16 protein-coding genes and 1 tRNA gene are annotated in these 22,787 nt (G+C 35.4%); 3 read left to right on the forward strand and 14 right to left on the reverse strand.

Going from position 1 to position 22,787, the window contains the following annotated elements; genetic code table 11:
- Position 1: 1 nt before the first annotated feature.
- The 3 genes from AA089_RS05275 to AA089_RS05285 form a co-directional block, all read right to left on the reverse strand.
- A complete protein-coding gene (locus AA089_RS05275; protein WP_046755887.1) occupies positions 2 to 814 on the reverse strand; it encodes a DUF6503 family protein in 813 nt (270 codons plus the stop codon).
- A 152-nt stretch (positions 815 to 966) separates the two neighbouring features.
- Positions 967 to 2,229, reverse strand: coding sequence for a MutS-related protein (locus AA089_RS23505; RefSeq protein ID WP_053002206.1), 1,263 nt, complete (start codon positions 2,227 to 2,229; stop codon positions 967 to 969).
- Positions 2,230 to 2,245: 16 nt separating this feature from the next.
- On the reverse strand, positions 2,246 to 2,845 hold the full coding sequence (locus AA089_RS05285; RefSeq protein ID WP_046755888.1) for a class I SAM-dependent methyltransferase: 600 nt from the start codon (positions 2,843 to 2,845) through the stop codon (positions 2,246 to 2,248).
- Positions 2,846 to 3,052: 207 nt separating this feature from the next.
- On the opposite strand from AA089_RS05285, the gene AA089_RS23510 reads away from it, so the two are divergent.
- Positions 3,053 to 3,715 (forward strand): class I SAM-dependent methyltransferase, encoded by a 663-nt coding sequence (locus tag AA089_RS23510; RefSeq protein ID WP_053002207.1) that lies wholly within the window; start codon positions 3,053 to 3,055, stop codon positions 3,713 to 3,715.
- A 63-nt stretch (positions 3,716 to 3,778) separates the two neighbouring features.
- Here the strand turns inward: AA089_RS23510 and AA089_RS05295 are convergent, their stop codons facing one another.
- The 8 genes from AA089_RS05295 to AA089_RS05330 form a co-directional block, all read right to left on the reverse strand.
- The gene (locus AA089_RS05295; protein WP_046755889.1) at positions 3,779 to 4,948 is read right to left on the reverse strand and encodes a glycosyltransferase family 2 protein; all 1,170 of its coding nucleotides are present in this window, start codon (positions 4,946 to 4,948) and stop codon (positions 3,779 to 3,781) included.
- Positions 4,938 to 6,182: a glycosyltransferase family 39 protein gene (locus AA089_RS05300; RefSeq protein WP_046755890.1), complete on the reverse strand. Its 1,245-nt coding sequence runs from the start codon at positions 6,180 to 6,182 to the stop codon at positions 4,938 to 4,940. Before AA089_RS05300 ends, AA089_RS05295 begins: the two co-directional genes overlap by 11 nt.
- 128 nt (positions 6,183 to 6,310) lie before the next feature.
- The gene (locus AA089_RS05305) at positions 6,311 to 7,399 is read right to left on the reverse strand and encodes an SGNH/GDSL hydrolase family protein (protein ID WP_046755891.1); all 1,089 of its coding nucleotides are present in this window, start codon (positions 7,397 to 7,399) and stop codon (positions 6,311 to 6,313) included.
- Positions 7,400 to 7,517: 118 nt separating this feature from the next.
- Entirely contained in the window at positions 7,518 to 8,357 is an 840-nt protein-coding gene (gene dinD, locus AA089_RS05310; RefSeq protein WP_046755892.1) for a DNA damage-inducible protein D, read from the reverse strand.
- A gap of 56 nt (positions 8,358 to 8,413) precedes the next feature.
- Entirely contained in the window at positions 8,414 to 9,187 is a 774-nt protein-coding gene (locus tag AA089_RS05315) for a LytR/AlgR family response regulator transcription factor (RefSeq protein WP_046755893.1), read from the reverse strand.
- Positions 9,184 to 10,248 (reverse strand): sensor histidine kinase, encoded by a 1,065-nt coding sequence (locus AA089_RS05320; protein ID WP_046755894.1) that lies wholly within the window; start codon positions 10,246 to 10,248, stop codon positions 9,184 to 9,186. Before AA089_RS05320 ends, AA089_RS05315 begins: the two co-directional genes overlap by 4 nt.
- A 111-nt stretch (positions 10,249 to 10,359) precedes the next feature.
- A complete protein-coding gene (locus AA089_RS05325) occupies positions 10,360 to 11,160 on the reverse strand; it encodes a hypothetical protein (RefSeq protein WP_046755895.1) in 801 nt (266 codons plus the stop codon).
- A 2-nt stretch (positions 11,161 to 11,162) separates the two neighbouring features.
- Positions 11,163 to 11,585 carry an ABA4-like family protein gene (locus AA089_RS05330; RefSeq protein ID WP_046755896.1) on the reverse strand — a complete coding sequence of 141 codons (423 nt, stop codon included), beginning with the start codon at positions 11,583 to 11,585 and terminating at the stop codon, positions 11,163 to 11,165.
- A 419-nt stretch (positions 11,586 to 12,004) separates the two neighbouring features.
- Here AA089_RS05330 and AA089_RS05335 point away from each other — a divergent pair, with 419 nt between their 5' ends.
- Entirely contained in the window at positions 12,005 to 19,306 is a 7,302-nt protein-coding gene (locus AA089_RS05335) for a T9SS C-terminal target domain-containing protein (protein ID WP_046755897.1), read from the forward strand.
- A gap of 7 nt (positions 19,307 to 19,313) precedes the next feature.
- Entirely contained in the window at positions 19,314 to 20,318 is a 1,005-nt protein-coding gene (locus tag AA089_RS05340) for a PorP/SprF family type IX secretion system membrane protein (protein ID WP_046755898.1), read from the forward strand.
- 121 nt (positions 20,319 to 20,439) lie between these two features.
- Here the strand turns inward: AA089_RS05340 and AA089_RS05345 are convergent, their stop codons facing one another.
- The 3 genes from AA089_RS05345 to rseP form a co-directional block, all read right to left on the reverse strand.
- Entirely contained in the window at positions 20,440 to 20,946 is a 507-nt protein-coding gene (locus AA089_RS05345) for a hypothetical protein (RefSeq protein ID WP_046755899.1), read from the reverse strand.
- A 308-nt stretch (positions 20,947 to 21,254) separates the two neighbouring features.
- Positions 21,255 to 21,328, reverse strand: a tRNA-Asn gene (locus AA089_RS05350).
- A gap of 110 nt (positions 21,329 to 21,438) precedes the next feature.
- Positions 21,439 to 22,764: an RIP metalloprotease RseP gene (gene rseP, locus AA089_RS05355; RefSeq protein ID WP_046755900.1), complete on the reverse strand. Its 1,326-nt coding sequence runs from the start codon at positions 22,762 to 22,764 to the stop codon at positions 21,439 to 21,441.
- Positions 22,765 to 22,787: the final 23 nt, after the last annotated feature.

A 22,787-nucleotide genomic window follows, 5' to 3' on the forward strand; every position in this document is an offset into this window, starting at 1 on the left:
ATTACTGTTTTAAATTAATTATTTGTTGGGTTTCTATTTTTGATAATTCTTTCAATTTTCCTTTTTCATACAACGCTGGCAACTCTTTTAAAGGCGTGCCAACTGGCGCTTTGTAGTTAATATAATCTTGAAACGTAATTCCGTCAACTACACGAACATTGTACGCGCTTCTAAAACGAACGCCACCGCCATTTACTTGATAATTGTAAGCTAAATAGTCTACTTTTTTAGTTGTTTTATTGATCCAATAATGGTATTCATCTTCAAAATCTTCGCCACCACCTTCTTGACTAAAGGTAACTTTTATAACATTATAGGTTTGATTTTTAATTGTCGTTTCTTCTACAAATGATGTATTTACCGAAGTATCTTTTAATTTGTGTGGAAGTGTCGCAAAATAGATTACAGAATTTACAGCTCCAATAGCACTTGTTGTGTTCTTTTCCGAAAGTTCGACAGATTTATTATTGATTGTTCTTGAAAATTTTCCATTGTCTAAAACGTCTCGTATGATTTTGCCATCTTTTGTGCTTTCTACTTCATACACATACGAATTTCCATCATTTTTGAAACGATAGGTTTTATCTCGAAATACAAATTGATAGTTTGCTTCATCATACAATTCGCCACCATGCGATTGAATAGTTTCTTCTATAATTTTCGTGGCTTTGTCTACCGTTTTTGTAGTTTCAGCTTGTGCAGATTCTTCAACGGAAGTTGGAGTTTCAGAATTGCTTGTAGATTTCTCTTTAGCATCGCAGGCTACCAAAAAAATGCTCAATACGAATGCTAAAAATAATTGGATAGGTTTCATTAAAACGGTTTAGGTCTTCAAATTTAGTTCTAATTTTTGTCGTATTATCTATACTTCCTTTCTAACTTTAACAAAATTTAACATCAAAAAAGTGTCAGCGGTCTTTTTTTACCACGAATTCACGAATATGTTGTGTCCAAAAGCAAAGCAATTTATTTCAACAATTCATTTAAGCCTTCTTTTTCAAATAAAATTCGTCCAACTTTAATATCTGACCAACCTTTTTTTAGTTTATACGTAAATGTTGGCTTGTTTTCTACAAGTTCACAATCGATATAATAGTTAGAAATGTCTGCATTCGATACATTTTTAAGTTCTTGAATGTGTGTAGAAATTAGAAATAGTGAGTTTTCATATTTGCGCAATCCATTGATGGTTGTTTTACAAATTTCAAACGCATCTTCTACATTCGTTCCGCTAAAAAGTTCATCAAAAATGGCAAAACATCGTTTTCCGTCAACGGCATTTTTCACTACCTTTTTAAGGTTTACTATTTCTGTCATAAAGTGACTGTAGCCGTTGAGAATGTCGTCTCTTCTATTGATTTCAATGGAAAAATTATTAAAAAACGGAATTGCTCCCGAAGTCGCAGGAATTCCAATGCCTAAATGTGCAAAGTAAACACACAGTCCAACAGCTTTTAAAAAAGTAGATTTTCCAGACATATTGGGTCCGTTCAGAACAATAACATTACTCGACGTTTCAAAGTCATTTTTTACTGGATTTTTAATTAATGGATGGTAAAACTCCGTCAATGAAATTTGTTTTTCTGTAAAACTTGGAAAGACAAAATTGTTTCTTAAAATTGTAGTATGTATGGATAAATATGCTTCAAATTCGAAGAAATTTTCCCAAAAAGAAAGCGCTGCGCCATTGCCTCTAAGTTCAAAAATTTTCTCAGTTAACGCGATAACGTGTTTGTCTTTCAATCGTTTTTCTCGAACAATATATTCGTATTTGTAGAGTTCAAAGTGTGAAAAAAACGTTAGAATTTCTTTTATTTTTAACTGATATTCTTCTGGAAACTGCTTTATATTTAAGCGTGTAAAATACCTCGATTCTAAACGATGAAAGAACAATATTAATTGATTAAATCTGCTTATGTAGCGTATTTTTTCCTGTTTTGAAGCAAGCAATTTATACTTCAGTTTTCTTTGTGACAAATCTTCTATTTTTTCATTGACCAGAAAAAAATGAACTTCATTTAGGTACAAAACTGTATAGGAATAATTGTCTAGTATTTTTTGATTTGCGGCAAATCCTTTTAAGATTTCTTGACGCTGCATAATTGCCGTTACAGATTGCAAAGGTCTATTTAGAATTTCTCCAATTTTCCTTTTTGCAAACATGTTTAGCGAATAATCAAACAATGGCAATAGTTCTTTCTCAATGTGTAAGTCTTTCAGATTATTCATTTATTCGTTATTGCTTTTAAGATTTTACAAAAATTCCAAACAATTCATTTCCAGCGCGTGGTGCAATGGAATTGTATGCTTTTTCAAAGGTTTTTAGTGTAAAATACGGTTCAAAATAACGTAGATATTCTGTTTTGCTTCCGCCAAATGGACGTTTTTCTAAATCGTCAGTTAATGGAAAATCAAACCATACACCTACCAATTTTCCATGCGCGCCAAGCAAATTAGCCATTTGTTTTGCATATTGTTTTCGTGTTGCTGGCAATGGTGGAAACGAACAAAAGAAGGTTTGTTCTAGAATTAGATCATAGATTCCTTGATGCGTAAAAAAATCATCGCATATTAAATTTTCAGCAGGAAAATCGGGATTTCGTTGTTTGAATTCTTGCAAAGGAATTTCAGAAATATCTAAAATGTAGACATTGGTAAAACCTTGCTGAACTAAATATTCCGCTTCATAGGCGTTTCCTGCACCTGGAATTAAAATCTTAATAGTTTTGTCTGTCAATTGATCAATATAGGTTTTCAATGGTGTTGATGGCGCACCAATATCCCAACCTGTGCGTTCGTCTTTGTACCGTTGTGACCAATATGTTTTCGTTTCGGATGAATTCATTCAAATTAATTTTACGCTTAAAGTTCTAAAAAGAATTTGATTCTGCGCTTACATTAACTTTATTTTAATAGTGCTTTGCTACATGAGATGCTGAATGATGAAATGCAAGAGATCCAACAAACATTCCCACCTTCTCGGGAACAGGCCCAAAAACAAAACGCCCTAGTATAATAATACCTATATTTACCGCTTCATATTATAACCGTAATGAGTTCTCCGTTAGCAAAAGATAAAAAAAGTTTTTTCGATAAGCTCTTGATCAAATTTCACAAGAATGCTTCCCACAGCAATCGGATTGGTATGTTGAGTGGTTTGTTTACACAAGAAATTCAAAACTTAGCTATAGAAAAAGAAACGATTTCGTTGTTAGATATTGGTTGTGGCGATATGAAAATTACGAAGGTTTTATCGGAACAAAATTCACAATTGGAAGCTACAGGAGTTGATATTTATCCAAATACCCAAAACTGGGAAAACTATGTTTCTTTTGATGGAAAAACACTTCCGTTTGAAGATAAAAGCTTTGATATTGTATTATTTAGTGACGTTTTGCATCACGATGAAGAACACATTGATCAGTTGTTGAAAGAAGCCAAACGGGTTTCAAATTTTATCATTATTAAAGATCATTTTGAATATGGTTTTTTCTCTCGAACACTTTTACAACTCGCGGACATTGTTGGAAATTACGGATATGGCGTTTCCATTCCGAAGCGTTATTTTACTAAAAAACGTTTTCAAGAAATTCTCAAAAAACAGCAACTTACAGAAATTAAACAGTTATGTCCGGTATATTTATACAATCATCTTCCGCTGGTACCCTATATTTTTAAAGGGAAATATCAGTTTGTGAGTGTGATTAAAACTTAATGCGTTAGGTTGTTAATTTCACAAAGTTGTCAATGGATTCCTTCCTGCGAAGGAATGATAGATTTACGCTTTCTTTTTTGGTGCAATATTTCGCTTTAAGCCTAAAATACTAAAGAAAAAACTAAAGAGTATAATTTGCAATCCTAGCATGACTGTAAATACTGCTGGAACTACGATACGCAAGGTTTCAGCAGGCTTTAAATCGCTAAAACTTGTCGCTTTCCAATCTAACAATCCGTTTATACTTAGATAAATTCCTAAAGCAAGTATTAGAAAACCCGCAATGAGTCCTTTTTCTAAGTTGAAGTACTTGAAAAGGTTGTCATATCGATCACTTTTGGGTAATAATCCGTTTTCTACGGCAAAGATTTTGGTTAATGCATAAAATGCCAAAAATTGAAATCCGACCACAACTGAACTTGCTGTGTATAAAAGTGTGTGCACATCAAAAACGATTCCTGCAAACGTAATTGGCTGTATAATTAAGATGGTTGATAAGATCGTTCCGACAAGAATCATCACGATTGCTGGATACAAAAACAACCATCGTGGACTGTACAAAAGTAAGAAACGTAAGTGTCGCCAACCATCGCGCCACGTGTTCAAATGTGGCGGACGCGAACGTCCATCAGGATGTAAAATAGTTGGAACTTCTGCAATGGAAAGTCCATTGAGCTTCGATTTTACAATCATTTCGGAAGCAAATTCCATTCCTGTGGTGTTCAAGTTCATTCTAGCGAAAGCTTCTTTTGAAAAACCACGCAATCCACAATGAAAATCACCAATTTTGATATTAAAAAATAGGCGTCCAATAAAGGATAATACTGGGTTTCCTAAATATTTATGCAAAAACGGCATGGCTCCTTTTTTGATGCCGCCTTTGAAACGATTTCCCATGACCAAGTCGTTTCCTTCGCGCAATTTTTCTAAAAATGGTTGCAAGGCTTCAAAGTCATAACTATCATCTGCATCGCCCATAATTACATATGTGCCTAACGCAGCATTGATGCCGCCTCGCAATGCACTTCCGTATCCTTTTTCGGCTACAGGAATCACACGTGCTTGCAACTTTTCGGCAATGGCTTGCGAACCGTCTGTACTGCCATTATCAGCCACAACCACTTCTCCATGCACTTCGTATTTCTTGAAAAAAGATTGTGCTTTTTGAATACAGATTGCTAAGGTTTCCGCTTCATTAAGACATGGCATCACGATTGATAATTCAGGACTCATATATTTTTTTGTTAAGCGAATTTAGTAAAATAAAAATGGTTAGAAACAGAACCCAATCATTATAAAAGGTAAATCGGACAATAGCGTGCATTCCAACAGAAACCAGCACCAAATTACCAATGAAAAGCATGGATAGTAACAATAATATTTTATAAATTTTTGTATTGTATTTTAGAATTCCAATTATGCTGCTGAGCAAAATGATAAGGTATAAGAATACGAATTTGATGCCGCCAAAACCAAAAATGAGATTTCCGATATAGAGTTTTGTCCATTCCGAAAAGTTGTCTAAAATTAACGGTGTTGACATGCTTTTGGTCATTTTTTCAAGCGCAATGTATTTTTCATCTTCCGAAAGTGATGGATCTAAAACCGCATTTCCATTTTTGAAAATTGGTCCCATGGTAATGTTTGCAAATTCGTTTATATACACCTCAGTTTTACTATGCGTATTTCTTTCTAAGTGATGAATGTTTAAGTGTGCTTTTGCCAAATCTTGATATGTATTTTGGAAAAATTGCTTTTCTGCTGCATCACCAAAAATTGCTTCATCTTCTGCATTAGACACATAAAAAGCTGCCGTAATAATGTTCATTCCTGTCCACGGCGTACTTACAAAATGATTGTGTACTATTTTGTGATAGGTTCTATCTACAAGTGATGTTGCAATGGGCAAACAGCATATAAGGATGATGATTAATCGGTATGTTTTCCATTGTTTTTCTTTGAAGTTTATCCAAAAAATCATCACTAATGCAACTGGAATTAGGTAAATAAATTGGTAACGTGTAATGAGCAACAAACTTAAAATTGGCAACGCGTAATAGAGTTCTTTTTTGTTTTTTGAGATGAAAAACGCAATGAAATTACCGACCACAATTAGGTATAAAGCGTATGAAATTGCTTCCGTAAGGATATTATTTGCCACATGAATACCAAAAACAAACGGCAATAATAAAGCAAACGAAAGGCAACAACAATAGAACTCATTTAGCAATTGTACACTTCGTATTTTTTGAATAAAAAAGTAAATGGAGAAACAACCAATTACGGTTTGTATGAAACATACAGCGGTTTCAAAATTACTTCCAAAAATTGATTCAATAAGTTTTAAAAATATTGGATATCCAGGCGTACGATTGATCATCATATTGAGATATCCTGTGGAATCTGGAAAGGAATTTACAGGTCTGCGAAGTATCCATATAAAAGCAATTAGGAATAGTATTCCCATAAAAATATTGCCCTGTTTTTTACTAAGTTTCACGGATTCCTTTTTTGTAAAAGTATGTATATATTTTTAGATTTTTCGGAATGAACTTGTGAATATCTCAACTCCGCTTCATCTGCCTCTTTTCCTTTTTATTTAACAAGTTCGATTTGCGTCATTTTTTGATAGATTTTTTTACCGAGTTTTGCTGCGCCAGCTTCCGTCATATGATAATAATCGTAAAAATCTTCTGGTTGCCAATCGTCCTCACTCGAAATATCAATAACAGGAAAATCGCTTGCCGCTTCTTTGATGGCATCGTTTAGTTTGGTCAGTAGTTTGTAATATCCAACACCATTGTACGCGTATTTTTCTTCTATATAATTGATATTTTCCACACCGAAAACTTCGCCATTTTCAATTTTGTATAAAAACGTAGGTTGTGTAATGAAAATAGGAATCGCGCGCATTTTTTTTGAATATGCAATCAATTGCTGTACACGTACTTTGAATGCTTTCAAGTTTTTTTCATCATATAATGCTAGCAATGTGGAGTCTAGCACTTCTTCTTGCGTGTATTTCGTAGCTGAAAAATCTACTTTAAAATGTCCAACCTTTACTTTTTGTGCCTTTCGGATGCCTTTTAGTTTTCGGTACACATTGTACAAAACCGATTTGTCTTTGATGGTATTTTTGAGTCCTGCATGCTCGTATTGTTGAATGGCATCGTACTTGGCATCGCTACTGACTTTGTAAAAATCGTTGATTCCGACGTAGAAGAAAATCATTTCGGGTTGTAGTTTTTCGATGTTGGAAAACCACAATTCGAAACTTTTTAGATGTCCGTAAGTTGATTGTCCGTCCACACCTGCATTGGAAACCAACCAAGTTTCTTTTTCTTGGGAAAGTGCTCTTTCGAGTGCTTCTTGCCATGTTTTGGCATCGTCAATATAGCGCTGATCGGTTGTGCTTCCGCCAACGGTAAGAATGTCTATTTTAGAAGGTTCATTAAAGGTTGAAATACCGCGCAAACCATATGAATCTCTAGTATATGTAATGGTTGGCTGATCGGTTTCATACAAATGATTTACCGTATACTCCAACTTCACATCACGCAAAATGCCAATATTACTCAATTGATTGTTTGCATTGAACCAACCACCAAAGATGAGTTCAATAAGCAACAGTCCTATCAAAAGAATGGACAAGTTTATTAGGATGATTTTTAGTTTTTTGGGCATTACAAGACGAAAATAGCATTTTATGTGCTAAAGTCAATTGATTGCATTCCATTTATGTAATATTTGCCCGATTGAATTGCTGAATTAGGTTTGGGATACCAATTTTGTGAAGAAGTTTTCAATTTAATTTATCAGGATTTTTTCCGAGTTTTTTTGTTTCAGAATTCACTCTTCTTTCCAATTTTTTAATGTCTTCTTCGGCAGGTAAATCCTCTGGTTTTATTCCTCTTTTTAGTAAAATATTTCTAACACCTCGATTATTCGTTATATGTTCAGCTGAAATTTGCCTTTCTGTTGAAAGACCTTTTTCCTTCGTGTTAAAAACCGTTATTTCCGTAGCAAAATCCTTTGCTTTGATTGTTATAGTGGGAAGATAATCTGCTAAAGCCCGTCCTTTGGGAACTCCAAGCTTCGTTTTCATTTGTTTTGTGGTTATTCCGAATAATGCTTGGTCTCCTTTACTTCTTATAAGTCCAAAATTCTTATCATTTCCAGTTTGCTCGTATATTAATTCTGAAAGTTCTTTTTCTGACAGTGTAAGTTTTTGACGAGCTTGTAATCTCTCCCAATCTTTTATTCTTTTTTCAATTTCCTCAAATTTCCGAGTCTGTATAGCAAAATAATTTTGAGCGAAGGCTATTTGTTCTTTTCTAGGATCTCCATTCTGAGCTATCAAATAACAAGCATATCTTGTTAACATTAAATCTTCAATTTCTCTTTCACTACCTGAGCCCAGTTTTACCATTTTGTTAACGTCAACAAAATGGTCTAAAACATCATTTCCTGTAGCTTCACACGAGATTTTAGCCTTGATAATTACTTTTTGAAAATTTCGCCACTCAGTATATCCCAGTAATTGCTGAATATCTCTAGCAAACCAAAATTCTATTCCATTGTTTGTGGTCTGAGAGTGATCTTCAAAATTGTTTGATAATGATTTTATTATTTCAGATTTCATATTATAAAAATACTATTTTATCGCATAGATTGATACTAAAATAAAGGAAAATCAAATTACCAATTCATCCAAGCTTTGAAATCACTCGTTTTTTGTCGGCTCACAATAAATTCCTGATCGCGCTCTTTTAAAATTGAAAGTTTTACACGATGATTGAAGTATGGATTTATTTTTTGAATGGCTTTTTTGGCAACAATTTGTCCACGATTTATTTTGTAAAATTGTTCTTGATCTAAGGAATTGAACAACTGATCAATAGTTTCATCAATAATGTAACGCTTACTTTCCGTGACGCCAAACGTAATGCTATCTTCCGAATACACGTATAATAAATCTTCAATTTTTATTTGCACAAAACCTGTGCCTTCTTTGACTAATAAACCGCTTCGTTTTTTAGTGTTTTTTTGCTCGGTTTGTGTTTGAATACTGCTAAGCAACTGTTTTAAAACGTCTGTATGAATGTGTTCAGGTTGCGTTGATTTTGAAAATTTATCCAATGCTTTTTGTACATCTTCTTGCTGAATTGGTTTCAATAAGTAATCTACACTGTTTACTTTAAAAGCCTGAATGGCATATTGATCAAATGCAGTCGTAAAAATAATGGGCGCTTCTACCTCAACATTTTGAAATATTTCAAAGCTTAAACCATCTGCCAATTGAATATCCATAAATACCAAATTGGGCATTTCGTTGGTTTGAAACCACGTAACAGCATCTTCAACCGTATCAATAATATCGAGCAAATTGTAGTCAAAAGCACATTTTTTCAACATGTTTTGTAACTGATTTGCTGCGCGAAATTCGTCTTCTATAATTAAAACATGTATCATGATGTAATAGTGTCTGAAGGTGTTAGTAAAGGAATAGAAACGGTAAATTCTGTTCCGCTATTTTCAATTTTTGGCACTTTATTGGTAATTAACGCATGCCGTTTTTCAATGTTGATCAATCCTAATTTTGTTGATGGTAATTGTGTTGATTTTGCTTGAATTTTATTCGTCACAACCACATAATCGTCTTGTATTTTTACATGAATTGTCAATGGTTTTGATCGTGAAATGACATTGTGTTTGATGGCATTTTCAAGCAATAATTGCAAACTCATTGGTACAATCATGCGATCTAAATCTGTTTCAGGAATATTCCAATGTAGCTTCAAGTTATCGCCAAAACGTTCGGTTTGAATGTGAATGTATGCACGCGCAAATTTGAGTTCGTCACGCAACGGAATTATGTTTGCATCGCCAGAATCTAAGATAAATCGGTATACATCTGACAGTTTATCTACAAACTGCTTGGCATCATCTTTTGAGTTTTGATCAATGATATCGCGCAATGTATTTAAACTGTTAAAGAAAAAATGCGGTTGTGCCTGATTTCGCAAAGCGTCTAATTGTGCTAAAACGACCACTTGTTTGGCTTGTTCTTCTTGTCGGATAGATTTTTTGAGTTGAATGTAAAAATATATTGCTTCGTAAATCGCCATGACCATCACACTAATAATAATGATTGGCAATAATACACGATACCGTTCTGAGAAATAGTACGTTTGATCAAAAATATATCCTACAATCGTACCGCCAAGCGCATCAATAAGCGTGACCGAAATAATGATGGAAATAAATAGTAAGAAGGCTCTTTTACCAACATCTTCAACATTTGGAAACTTTTTTCGCAAGAAAATAAAGTTCGTCCGCATCACAAACCAATTTGTAATGGAAAACATAAGTGAAACGCTCCAATTAATGATAGCATCTCCAAACGAATAACGCATAAACGAATTGCTGAATAAATAATCGGTCACAAAACTCAATACGATGATTCCGATAATGACGAACCAAAGATCGTTGAATCCTATATATTGTAAGCGTTTTTGTTTGTTGAATAACATTGTGTTTCTATAATTTAATTACTTTTTGTTAACTAATTCATTTTAAAATTACATTAGTTTATCCGTTAGTCACAGTAAAGTCAATATTCTTAATTTTAAAAGCGCAGCAGTCTAAAATCTAATTAACGGAATTCCTTGTTTTGCTTGATAGAACATGTAGGTTATCCAAGCAGAATAGGCTAATCCGAAGATTAGGGTTGCAATCACTTTAGTTGTGGTGGATGTTTTCCATTTTTTAGAAAGTACCATTGCGAATAACGGAATTATTTGTATACCATGCAATCCGAAGAAATGTGCAATGCGTAAATCGCCCGCAACCGTACTCCAATTTACAAGTGGCAATCCTTCGCCTCCATCTGCGATACCGACATTGTGTGCCATTTGGCTAATCATTTGTCCGCCAACCCAACTTCCGACAATCATTACAATCCAACCCATAAAAATGGCAACTTGTACAGGTTTTGCGACTTTCATTTTTAATCGAGCAGCGTCAAAAGCGAATAAAATCATGAGTAATACGTTGATTCCTATTAAAATTCCCATGGCTGCGAATAACATTCCGTCAAATAAAGAATCTTGATTGTAATGAGAACGTACACCGCGTGTTGCTTGGTAAAATATGATGCCCACTTCAAGTAAAAGTGTCCATGAAACAATGTTGTTGAGAATGTTTTTCTTTCGTGTGGAATATGGATATTTGGTCATTAAAAAACCAACAGTAAAGATGTAAATAGCGCCTGAAATGCAGAATTTTAAAGGTTTTACCCAAACATTTACGCCCATTAAGGTTCTATCGTCTATGAACAATCCGCCAATACAAACCAATCCACCAAGAACATGAATTAGTACAATTGTAAATAATATAGGACTTGCTTTTTTTACGGTACGAATACAATTTTTTAGAAAATTCATAACTAGGCTTTTTTAAGTTTAATAGCTCTCATAATCATAAAAAGTAAAAATCCGACCGGTCCTAACATGAAACTTGATAGTAAACAAGGTATGATTAGTAAATGATGAATTTTTATGGTTTTATTTTGATTCAAAATCCACATTCCGACTAGTAGATCGAATGCTAAATAGTGAATCCAACCTGCTAATACTGCATGTTCTTCGGTAAATAATGCCATGACTGATTGTAGACTTCCAAAGTCCATTCCGCCACCAATTTGCATGGCTTGAATGATATAAATTACATAGATAATGGATAGTAGTATTGGAATAATTTTATAATCGATAAAAAATCGAGTTACCTTCCATTTTGGTAGAAATACCATTAAAATCCACATGGGCATGGCGAGCATTCCGACAATTTTGAAAACTTCTGCTGGTGTCATAATTGATTGATTTTTAAAGTTCGTTTTTTGATTGATGCTTCAAATATGTGCCGTTTTAAAAAAAAATAAAATTGTTTTTTGTTGAAGTGTCGTAAAAAGGTATTGAATTGTAAGTTCCCTATAAATCACTAGTAAAAATTCATCACTTATGCCCATTGCTGGTATTGAACGCAAGTAATAACTTAGCCACAAATAATTCTCAATCAATAAGAAAGTAAAGAAATAGTTGAAATTTTAAATAGTGAGGAAACCCATAAGGATAGCTGAATTCTTATGATTTATTTTGACACTGTAAAGTAATTAATATTTTTTTGGTTGAATTCTTACGTCATGAAAAAGATATTGAGTACTTTTATTTTGTTAAAATTTTAACATTTGCTTACGCAAAAAAATATGTCGTATAAATAGATCGCCTTTTTATGGTAAAAAAATACTTTTTAGCATTATTCTTAGTTTGTTTTTCGCTACAGCTAGTGAATGCTTCGTCCCGAGATTCGAAAAATGCACATTCAGTCCTAATGCCTGATGCTACAATTAGTGTAGACATTACAACTGTTTGTCAGTATAATGATTCACCCGTAATTACGTTTACAGGTTCGGCTGGAACGGCTCCGTATACATTTACGTATACAAGAAATGGAGATGTCAGAACTATTAGTACTGTAGGAAATTCTAATAGTGTAACGTTGGATGCGAATACCAGTTTTTCAGGAAGTATCACCTACGTTTTGACAAATGTTCAAGATCAAACTGGTACAAATACTATGGTTACGGGACAAACAATTACAATTGATATTACCGAAGGACCTGATCCTACGCTGAATGGTGATGGAGCCGAACCAAGTCAATTTTTATTTAGTATTTGTGATGGTGATCCTACAGCTACGTTTACGTTTACAAATGCTTCTTCAACTGCTTCAACTCTAAACACGAATTATACTATTGATTGGGGCGATGGTAGTACTCCTTTTACAGGCACTACTTGGAATTTATTAACACACGATTACAATCAAGGAACTTATACACTTACGTATACAATTGTGGGAAATAATGGTTGTACAACGGTACAAGAATATACTGTATTTTTAGGTTCTACACCTGGAATTGGGTTTGATACGCCTGGAAATACTACAATTTGTGCAGGTGGTTCGCTTACGTTTCAAATTACAGGTTTTGAAAATAACCCGCCATCTACAACCTACACAATCGTTTTTAGTGATGGAACTACCTTACCAACCATAACACATCCGCCTCCATCCTCTATAACGCATCAATTTAATGTGACTTCTTGCGGAACAAATAGTGGTGGATTTATGAATTCTTTTTCTGCCACCATATCTGCTTCCAATTTATGTGCAACTTCTACTGCAACGGTTGCACCAATTCTAATTTCATCAGATCCAGTAGCCGATTTTTCATTTCCTACAGAACCTTCTTGTACAAATACAGAAGTTTGCTTTGAAGATTTATCGATGGGAAATGCTACAAATGGTACTAACAATGATTGTGATACAAACCCAAGGATTACATGGCAAATAACGCCAAATACGTATACTATAAATAGTGGAACTTTAGGAAATGATTTTGGGTCTACCAATCCTAATCTTTGGATTTCTGGCTCTGAAGATTTATGTGTTAATTTTACACAAGCAGGAAATTACACGATTACACAAATGGTTGGAAATACGTGTGCAGTAGACACAATCACGCAAACCATTTGTGTAGAAGAACCTGTAAATCCACAGTTCAATTTGAGTGCCACTTCAGGATGTACACCTTTAGATGTAAATGTCACTAATACTACCGATGAAACCACAAGTTGCAATCCGCCAACGTATCAATGGCAAGTAACCTATGCGGCAGATTTTTGTGGAACAGCACCCGAAGTTTGGAGCTTTACCAATGGAACATCTGCAACTTCAGCAAATCCTTCGTTTAACTTTGTTACGCCTGGAACATATACAATTCAACTGACTGGTACCAACGAATCATGCGGAAGTGTAAGCAGTTCACAACAAGTGATTGTTAAACAACCGCCGACAGCTACTATTAATCCTATCAATGATTTGTGTAATGCAACTTCTATAACACCAACGGCAATCATAAATAATTGTACTGATAACACAAGTGCAGTAACGTATGACTGGCAATTTCCTGGAGCTACTACAACTTCGTCAACCTCTGCAACGCCTGGAACTATTGATTATTCTTCTCCTGGAACATATACAGTGACACTTCAAGTTACAAATGATTGTGGTGTTTCTACATTGGTCTCAGAAACATTTACGATACAAGAAGTTCCTGTCATCACAAATACAGACCTATCACAAGATATTTGCTCCGGAGTTTCTTCCACCGCTATTAATTTAACATCTAGCGTAGCAGGAACAACCTATTCATGGACGGCAACAGCAACAGCAGGAATTAGCGGATTTATACCTTCAGGCACTTCGGCAACGATTCCTTCACAGATTATCACAACCTCAAATACAGCACCCGGAACTGTGACGTATACGGTAACACCAACGTTAAATGGTTGTGACGGAATGCCCGTAATATTTACCATCAACGTAAGTCCAGCACCCGAAATTACAGTACAGCCACAACCAAGTACCGTTTGTCAAAATGGAACTCCCGCAACATTGAGTGTTGCTACTTCAGGAGCTTCTCCACAATATCAATGGTTTAGCAATACTGTAGATAGTACTACAGGCGGAACGTTGATTTCAGGCGCAACCAATGCAGATTATGTACCACCAACAACTACCGTAGGAATGTTATATTATTATTGTGAAATCACGTTTGCTTCTGGAGGTTGCTCCGTCATCACTTCGCAAACGGCTTTGGTTACGGTAACGCCAAATGCTAGCATCACAAATCAACCAACACCAACACAAAGTTTATGTGTAGGAAGTACCATTTCGAATCCTTTATCGGTCGCTTTTACAGACGGAACAGGAACGGTTTCTTACCAATGGTTTAGCAATACTACGAATAACAATACAGGTGGAACAGCAATTGCTGGCGCAACAAACGCTAGCTTTACGCCACCAGTTTTTACTACAGCAGGCACTTTTTATTATTATGTAGAATTATCTTTTGCTGGAAGCGGTTGTAACAATGTTGTGAGTGATGTGTCAGAAATTGTTGTTGTCGATTTACCAACTATCGATTTGCAACCTATCGCATCGCAAACACTGTGTCAAAATACAACACTGCAAACCTTAGAAGTACAAGTTTCAGGAGGTTTGGGAGCTTTTTCATACCAATGGTATAGCAATACCACGAATAACAATACGGGTGGAACAGCAATTGCAGGCGCAACTAATACTACTTATGTGCCACCAACAGATACCGTAGGAACGTTGTATTATTATTGTGTAATTTCACAAGCAGCAAGTGCGAGTTGTACCGTAACGAGCACTACTTCTGAAGTTATTGTAAATGCTGCGGCAACAATTGATACGCAACCCGTTTCACAAGAATTATGTTTGGGTGAAACTGTAAATAATTTAACAATTACATACAGCAATGGTGTAGGAACACCAAGTTTTCAGTGGTATTCAAATACTGTAGACGATACTACTTCTGGAACGCCAATTTCAGGAGCAACAACGACTACCTTTACGCCTGATGTCACTTCTGTGGGAACAAACTATTACTATTACACCATCACATTTGGCTCTGGTGGATGTTCCGAAGTTACATCTGATACGGCTGAAATTATTGTAAATGAAACACCAAGTATTAGCAATTTTACCGAAACCATTTGTAGTGGAAACGATATTTCCATCACGCCAGATACTTTAAATGGCGATATTGTTCCAACAAATACAACCTATACGTGGACAACACCAACAATCGTACCTGCTGGAAGTGTTACTGGTGCCACTTCGGAAACAGTACCACAAACTTCAATTAATCAAACATTAGTAAACACCACAAATGCAACTGCGGTTGTAACGTACACCGTAACACCAACTTCTGGCAATTGTAGCGGAACTCCTTTCACGATAGAAGTTACGCTCAATTCAGCACCAGAAATTACAACGCAACCACAACCAAGCACGGTTTGTCAAAATGGAACACCAAACACGTTGAGTATTGTGTTGGGAAGTACTGCCGACACACCACAATACCAATGGTTTAGCAATACTGTAGATAGCAACACTGGCGGAACTTTGATTCCAGGTGCAACCAATGCAGATTATGTACCACCAACGGCTACTATAGGAATGGTATATTATTATTGTGAAATCACGTTTGCTTCTGGAGGTTGTGCATTGCTGAGTTCACAAACGGCTTTGGTTACAGTCACAGCAAATGCAAGCATTACCAATCAACCAACCGTGACGCAAAGTTTATGTGTTGGAAGTACAATTCCGAATCCTTTATCGGTCGCTTTTACAGACGGAACAGGAACCGTTTCTTATCAATGGTTTAGCAATACAACAAATAGTAATTCAGGTGGAACAGCTATCGCAGGCGCTACAAATTCTGATTATACACCACCAGTATTTACCGCCGCAGGCAGTTTTTATTATTATGTTGAATTATCTTTTACAGGAAATGGTTGTAACGATGTCGTAAGTGATGTTTCTGAGGTTATTGTGGTAGATTTACCTGTAGTAGATGTACAACCAATTGTTTCACAAAATTTATGTCAAAATACGTTGCCACAAACCTTAGAAGTACAAGTTTCAGGTGGTTTGGGAGCATTTTCATACCAATGGTTTAGCAATACCACAAATAACAATACTGGTGGAACAGCCATTGCGGGAGCAACGAATGCTACGTTTGTACCGCCAACTGATGTGGTTGGTACTTTTTATTATTATTGTGAAATTACACAAGCAGCCAGCACAAGTTGTTCAACGGTGAGCAATACTGCGGAAGTGATTGTAAATCTTGGTCCGATGTTTACTTCACAGCCACAATCGCAAGCATTGTGTTTGGGTGAAACTGTAAATAGTTTAACCGTAAGTTACAGCAACGGCGTTGGTTCGCCAGCGTATCAATGGTATTCAAATACGGTAGACGATGTAATTTCAGGAACGATTATCACAAGTGCAACAACAGATACATTTACACCTTCGGTTGCAACTGCTGGAACAACTTATTACTATTGCATCATTACATTTGCTTCTGGTGGATGTTCCGAAATTATTTCGAATACTGCAGAAATTATTGTGAATGAAACACCAAGTATTAGCAATTTTACCGAAACCATTTGTAGTGGAAATAGTTTTACTATCACGCCTGATACTTCAAATGGCGATGTTGTCCCTGTAAATACACAGTACACATGGACAGCTCCAACAATAGTACCAGCAGGAAGTATTACGGGCGCAAGTGCTGCAACAACTCCACAAAATAATATCAGCCAATTATTAACAAATACGACTACAGCTCCAGCCGTTGTAACGTATACGGTAACACCTTCAACTGGCATTTGTGATGGTATTCCGTTTACGGTAGAAATTACGGTAAATCCTGCTATTTCAGCAAATGTGATGATTACAAATATTGATTGCTTTGCCAATAACAATGGCGCAATTACTACAAATATCACTGGCGGAGTACCATTTAGTTCTGGGGCACCATATATTATTTCTTGGACAGGGCCAAATGGTTTTACAGCAACTACGGCTAATATTTCAAGCCTTGAACCAGGCGATTATACACTTACAGTTCAGGATGAAGGTGGTTGTCCTTTTTCGGAAACATATACTATTACGGAACCTACCGAATTAACTTTAACGGTTGACACAGAAACATCTATCAGCTGTTTTGGTTTAACAGATGGTGAGATTGCCATTACCGTTTCTGGCGGAACTCAAAATTACACCTATAATTGGACGAGAAACGGAGTACCATTTTCAACAGACGAAGACATTTCGAACTTAAGCGCAGGAACTTATGAACTCACACTTTCTGATGCTAATAATTGTGGCCCTATTTTACAATCTTTTGTGATCACACAACCTGCAGCATTGAGCGCTTCCTTACTAAATCAAACAAATGTTGCCTGCTTTGGAGAAGCTTCTGGAGCCATAGAAATTAATGTTACTGGTGGAACACCAACCGAAACTTCGCCAGGTGTTTTTGAGTATACGTATGCTTGGACAGGACCAAATGGTTTTACAAGTACTTCACAAAACCTAACAACACTTGTAGGCGGAACTTACGATCTTGTTGTTACAGATGCAAATGGTTGTGATGATACTTTAAGTGTCATCCTTACACAACCTGACGAAATTGTGATTACCACAACGAACACCGAAATTTTATGTTTTGGCGATGATGATGCTTCAATTACGATCACTAATATTACAGGCGGATCAGGAAGTTATACTATTGCTTGGAGTAATTTGGGGCAAGGTATGAATCAGACAAATTTATCTGCGGGCGATTATACCATTACGGTTACAGATTCTAATAACTGTACAGGTTCAACAACTGTAACGATTCCGGCACCACCAATTTTTACCATTGACCCTGTGGTAACGCAAATTTCTTGTTTTGGTGCAAACGATGGTCGTATTATATTGAATTTTCAAGGCGGACAAGATCCTATTGATTTTTCATGGGCAGACGATCCGAATGCTGGTGTAGAACGAAACAATCTTGGTCCAGGTGTATATACTGTTAATATTATAGATGCTGTTCCTTGTACCATCACGGAAACGTTTATCATTTTAGAACCTGCTGAACTTTCACTTTCGGCAAATATTACCAATGCGTTGGATTGTGATGATCCAAATTCTGGAGCCATTAACTTATTAATTACTGGTGGAACAGCTCCTTTTACGGTCAATTGGTCCAATGGAGCAACTACAGAAGATTTAGACGCTATTCCTCCTGGAGATTATGTTGCTACTGTTGTTGATGCTAATGGTTGTGATATTACGGACACGTTTACTGTAGTGCGTCCGTCGCCAATTGTTATTGATGTAGCTACGGAAACTATTACAAATTGCAACACTTTTACGGTAAATCAGACTTTTACAGCACAAGTTTCTGGTGGTGTTCCTCCGTACGATCTCAATTGGTCTAGCGGAACAGTTACAGGTGCAAATGATGAAATGATGACTACGATGCAAAATGGGTTGGTTATTTTGGAAGCTACGGATGCGTTGGGTTGTGTAAGTAGTTTTACGTTTGAAGTAGATATTCCTGTGTTGAGCAATCCAGATTTTAATTTGTCTTCTATTGCATTTGACACCTATGGAATTTATTCACAGCTTGATCCTATTCAGTTTACAAATGTTACTACGGGCGATTTTACAAATGTGTCTTGGAATTTTGGCGATGGTAATTTTTCCAATGAAGAAAATCCGTTACATACGTATGCTTCACCAGGTTCGTATACGGTGATTCAAACGGTAACTTTCCCTGGCGATTGTGTGTATGAAAGAGTCATTACATTATTAATTGAAAAAGGATACAAACTCATTATGCCAACAGCTTTTACACCGAATGATGATGGATTGAATGATTTCTTCCGACCTGTTTTTGTAGGTTTAGACAATATGGAACTAAACATTTATGATACTTGGGGAAGTTTAATTTATTCTGAAACTGGTGACGATATTCAAGGTTGGGACGGAAAAGTCAAAGGCGAACTTGTCGAAAATGGAAATTACTATTACACCTTTACTGCTAAAACATTTTTTGGATCTGTCGTTCGCGAAAACGGACCACTTACGCTAATACTATAATCGCATTATGAAATTAAAAATATGCATCTTACTTCTTGGGCTATGCTTCATTCCTAAAATGAAAGCACAAGATCCTATATTTTCACAATATTTCTTGGTACCACAAACTATCAATCCTGGGTTTGCAGGGTTTTTAGAAACTACGCATGTAGGAATCATTCATAGAACACAATGGCCGGCATTAGGTTTACGCATTGACACTAATTATGCGTTTGCTAGCACGTGGTTTCCTGAAGCAAATAGTGGTGCAGGAATTAGTTTTCTGAATCAGCGCGAAAGTCAAAGTGGCTATGTTTTTTCTCAGTTCAATGTAAATTATGCGTATCAGGTACAACTGAGTGACGATTGGTATTTTAGACCAGGTTTGGAAGTTGGCCGTGGCTGGAAAAATCTTGGTTTTCAAGGCTTATTATTGGAAGATCAAATCAACATTCAAACCAACACCATCAGTGCTACTTCTATTGATTTATTATCATTGAATGATGGCGCCATTGGTTTTTGGGATATTTCTGCTGGATTGTTGTTTAATACAGAACAAGCTTGGATTGGCGTTTCAGCAAAACACTTAAATAGACCAAATATTTCGTTGACATTAGGTGGAAATGTTCCGCTGGAAACGTTTTTCTCTATTAGTGCAGGTTACGAATTTTTAGTAACTGACTTTATTGACGTACGTTTTTTACCATTTGAAACTCGCTTGATGATTACAGGAAATTATATGCATCAAGGTCGTTTCAATAGGTTTGATATTGGAACTTCTCTTTCGGTTGGTCGTTTCTTTTTAGGTTCTACTTTGGTGACCAATCCTGCTAAGAATAGCGGAAATAGTCACTTATTAACTTCTATTAATGCATTTACAGGTTTGCAGTATACAAATTTCCGTTTTGGAGTTTCGTATGACTTTAATACTTCGCAAATAGGACGAACTGGCGGTGTTTACGAGCTTTCGCTGACGTATCAGTTTGACTCAGAAGCCAAGAGATGTTATGGATGTCCTGATTATCAAAAGTAGTATGAATTATTGGCGGTGTTTTGGGTGTTAGTTATGATGTAAGTTTAAACTTGCGCTAGCAATGGCGAAGAGGTAAAATCGCTAAAGATTTATTAGCGGTTATCTATTTACTTACGTTATTTTATTTGAAATTACATGCGCCTCCGCAGATACATGCTATTCTGAAGTCATAGAATTTATTTAATTTCTCCGTTTCTCTTATGAAGTCTTTCCAAACTTTTGGTGAAAAAGAGCAAGGTGCATAAATTTCATAAATGATATTATCTATGAATAAAATTAAATTAAACTCTTTGCCTATATCTAAAGATGCATCTTTAGATGATTGTAATTCATTATAAATTAAATTAACCTGTTTATTATTATCAAAAATATGAATCATAACATAAACAGAACTATTATTAGATGTACGCGTATATTCTTTTAGTTGAGATTTTCCTTTACTTCTTTTTGTGAAAAAACCATAATCAATTTCTTTTTTTGCATTTAAGCTATCAAATACAAATTCAGCGTCATTAAAAACCGTATTTAATTTAGCTTGAAAATTTTCCACGTTGTTTGTTATTTGGGAATGAACTTTAAGTAAATTAAAGAGACAAATAGTCATAAAAATAACAGTAAGTTTTCTCATAATAATTAGTTATTTCTTAATTGATGTACTTCTTCCCTTCGCTAGCGCAGGTTTTTCAACTGGTGCAGATACACCACATTATAACCTAAATAAAAATAGTAATTATTTCTAAAATGGTATGACCACAAAGATTCCTATTTTGATGGACTATAAAAGCTGCGTTTTCAGTTATTTGTTAGTTACAAAACCATTATCTTTTCTATAGTTTGATTCTAATTTTTGTTGGATAGTATAAACAGTCTTGTAAAGTAGAGAAAAAGTATGCGCATAAAAAAAGCCATCATTTCTGATGGCTTTTGAAAGCTTTGCTCCCCCTCTTGGGCTCGAACCAAGGACCCTTTGATTAACAGTCAAATGCTCTAACCAACTGAGCTAAGGAGGAGTGTTATTGCTTTTTGCGAGGGCAAATATATGCTATTTTTTATTTTGAACAAACAATTTTTTTAAAAATTTGAAAAACTTTTTAATTCTTCACAAAACCATTCGCAGTGTTTATTTGAATAAGTTCCAAATGTCATTTCCAAAGATGACAACCATCAAGCTCATAATAAGCACAAATCCTACAACTTGTCCTACTTCCATTACTTTTTGAGATGGAGCTTTTCCAACAATGATTTCATAGAGTAAAAACATCACGTGTCCGCCATCTAAAGCAGGAATTGGAAGAATATTAAGAAACGCCAACCAAACAGAAAACATTGCCATAAAACCCCAAAAGAATTGCCAATTCCAAGTTTTAGGCATAATTTCTACAATTCCTATAGGTCCTTTTACTTTTTTATATCCTTTTATAACAGGATTGAATATCAGTTTAAATTGCTTCACCTGACGCACCAATACATTAATCGTTTCTTCAAAACCTCTAGGAATGGCTTCAAAAACACCATATTCTTTGGTAATGAATAGTTTTTGTTCTGCTAGTGACATATTTTGTCGAACACCTAAACCTAAGCTATCAGAAACGTTTGCTGTAATGTCTATGAGTTCGTTTTGTCTTTTTACTTTTAACGCAATGGTACTTCCAGCACTTTTATCTATTTCTTCTGTAAACTCATCCCAGAATTCTAGTGATACATTATTGGCTGCTATGATTTCATCTCCGGCAAGAATTCCTGCTTGTTTGGCATACGTACTATCAATGACTTCTCCAATAACTAAGGAATTGTATCGTGGTACTATTATTTGCTGTCCTCTGCGTTCTAAAGCGGCTTTTTTACCTTCGTCACTTAATGGAATAGTAACTTCTTTTCCATCTCTCATTACGGTCACATCATCACCAAGTAATAAGTCCATGTTAAGATACTTGTCAAGCTTTTCAACAGGTTTTCCATCTATAGCAATGATATTATCACCCGTTTTTAACCCAATTTGTTCGCTGACACTATCAAAGTACAAACCGTTTTCTATTTTGTTTACAGGAATGTAATTTTCGCCATAATAGGTAAATAATACAATATAAATTACCCAAGCTAATAAGAAGTTTACAATAACACCACCTAACATGATAATTAAACGTTGCCAAGCTGGTTTTGATCGGAATTCCCACGGTTCTGGTGGTTTTTCCATTTGTTCCTTATCCATGCTTTCATCAATCATTCCCGCAATTTTGACATAACCTCCAAGTGGAAGCCATCCAATTCCGTATACGGTATCTCCAACTTTCTTTTTTACTAATGAAAACCAAGGATCAAAGAATAAGTAGAATTTTTCCACTTTTGTTTTAAAAAGCTTCGCTGGTATAAAGTGTCCTAATTCATGAAGAATCACTAAAATTGATATGATAAGGACAAACGATGTAATCTGAATAAATACTCCCATTTAGGTATAAAAATGTTTATAGA

The organism is Kordia jejudonensis (assembly GCF_001005315.1).
Lineage (GTDB): Bacteria > Bacteroidota > Bacteroidia > Flavobacteriales > Flavobacteriaceae > Kordia > Kordia jejudonensis.

What these genes read in the sequence shown, in the direction of transcription:
- AA089_RS05275 (WP_046755887.1), bottom strand. Translation starts at nt 814, where the DNA reads ATGAAACCTATCCAATTATTTTTAGCATTCGTATTGAGCATTTTTTTG.
- AA089_RS05320 (WP_046755894.1), bottom strand. Translation starts at nt 10,248, where the DNA reads ATGTTATTCAACAAACAAAAACGCTTACAATATATAGGATTCAACGAT.
- AA089_RS05325 (WP_046755895.1), bottom strand. Translation starts at nt 11,160, where the DNA reads ATGAATTTTCTAAAAAATTGTATTCGTACCGTAAAAAAAGCAAGTCCT.
- AA089_RS05330 (WP_046755896.1), bottom strand. Translation starts at nt 11,585, where the DNA reads ATGACACCAGCAGAAGTTTTCAAAATTGTCGGAATGCTCGCCATGCCC.
- AA089_RS05305 (WP_046755891.1), bottom strand. Translation starts at nt 7,399, where the DNA reads ATGCCCAAAAAACTAAAAATCATCCTAATAAACTTGTCCATTCTTTTG.
- AA089_RS23510 (WP_053002207.1), top strand. Translation starts at nt 3,053, where the DNA reads ATGAGTTCTCCGTTAGCAAAAGATAAAAAAAGTTTTTTCGATAAGCTC.
- AA089_RS05315 (WP_046755893.1), bottom strand. Translation starts at nt 9,187, where the DNA reads ATGATACATGTTTTAATTATAGAAGACGAATTTCGCGCAGCAAATCAG.
- AA089_RS05285 (WP_046755888.1), bottom strand. Translation starts at nt 2,845, where the DNA reads ATGAATTCATCCGAAACGAAAACATATTGGTCACAACGGTACAAAGAC.
- AA089_RS23505 (WP_053002206.1), bottom strand. Translation starts at nt 2,229, where the DNA reads ATGAATAATCTGAAAGACTTACACATTGAGAAAGAACTATTGCCATTG.
- rseP (WP_046755900.1), bottom strand. Translation starts at nt 22,764, where the DNA reads ATGGGAGTATTTATTCAGATTACATCGTTTGTCCTTATCATATCAATT.
- AA089_RS05335 (WP_046755897.1), top strand. Translation starts at nt 12,005, where the DNA reads ATGGTAAAAAAATACTTTTTAGCATTATTCTTAGTTTGTTTTTCGCTA.
- AA089_RS05340 (WP_046755898.1), top strand. Translation starts at nt 19,314, where the DNA reads ATGAAATTAAAAATATGCATCTTACTTCTTGGGCTATGCTTCATTCCT.
- AA089_RS05300 (WP_046755890.1), bottom strand. Translation starts at nt 6,182, where the DNA reads ATGGGAATACTATTCCTAATTGCTTTTATATGGATACTTCGCAGACCT.
- AA089_RS05345 (WP_046755899.1), bottom strand. Translation starts at nt 20,946, where the DNA reads ATGAGAAAACTTACTGTTATTTTTATGACTATTTGTCTCTTTAATTTA.
- AA089_RS05295 (WP_046755889.1), bottom strand. Translation starts at nt 4,948, where the DNA reads ATGAGTCCTGAATTATCAATCGTGATGCCATGTCTTAATGAAGCGGAA.
- dinD (WP_046755892.1), bottom strand. Translation starts at nt 8,357, where the DNA reads ATGAAATCTGAAATAATAAAATCATTATCAAACAATTTTGAAGATCAC.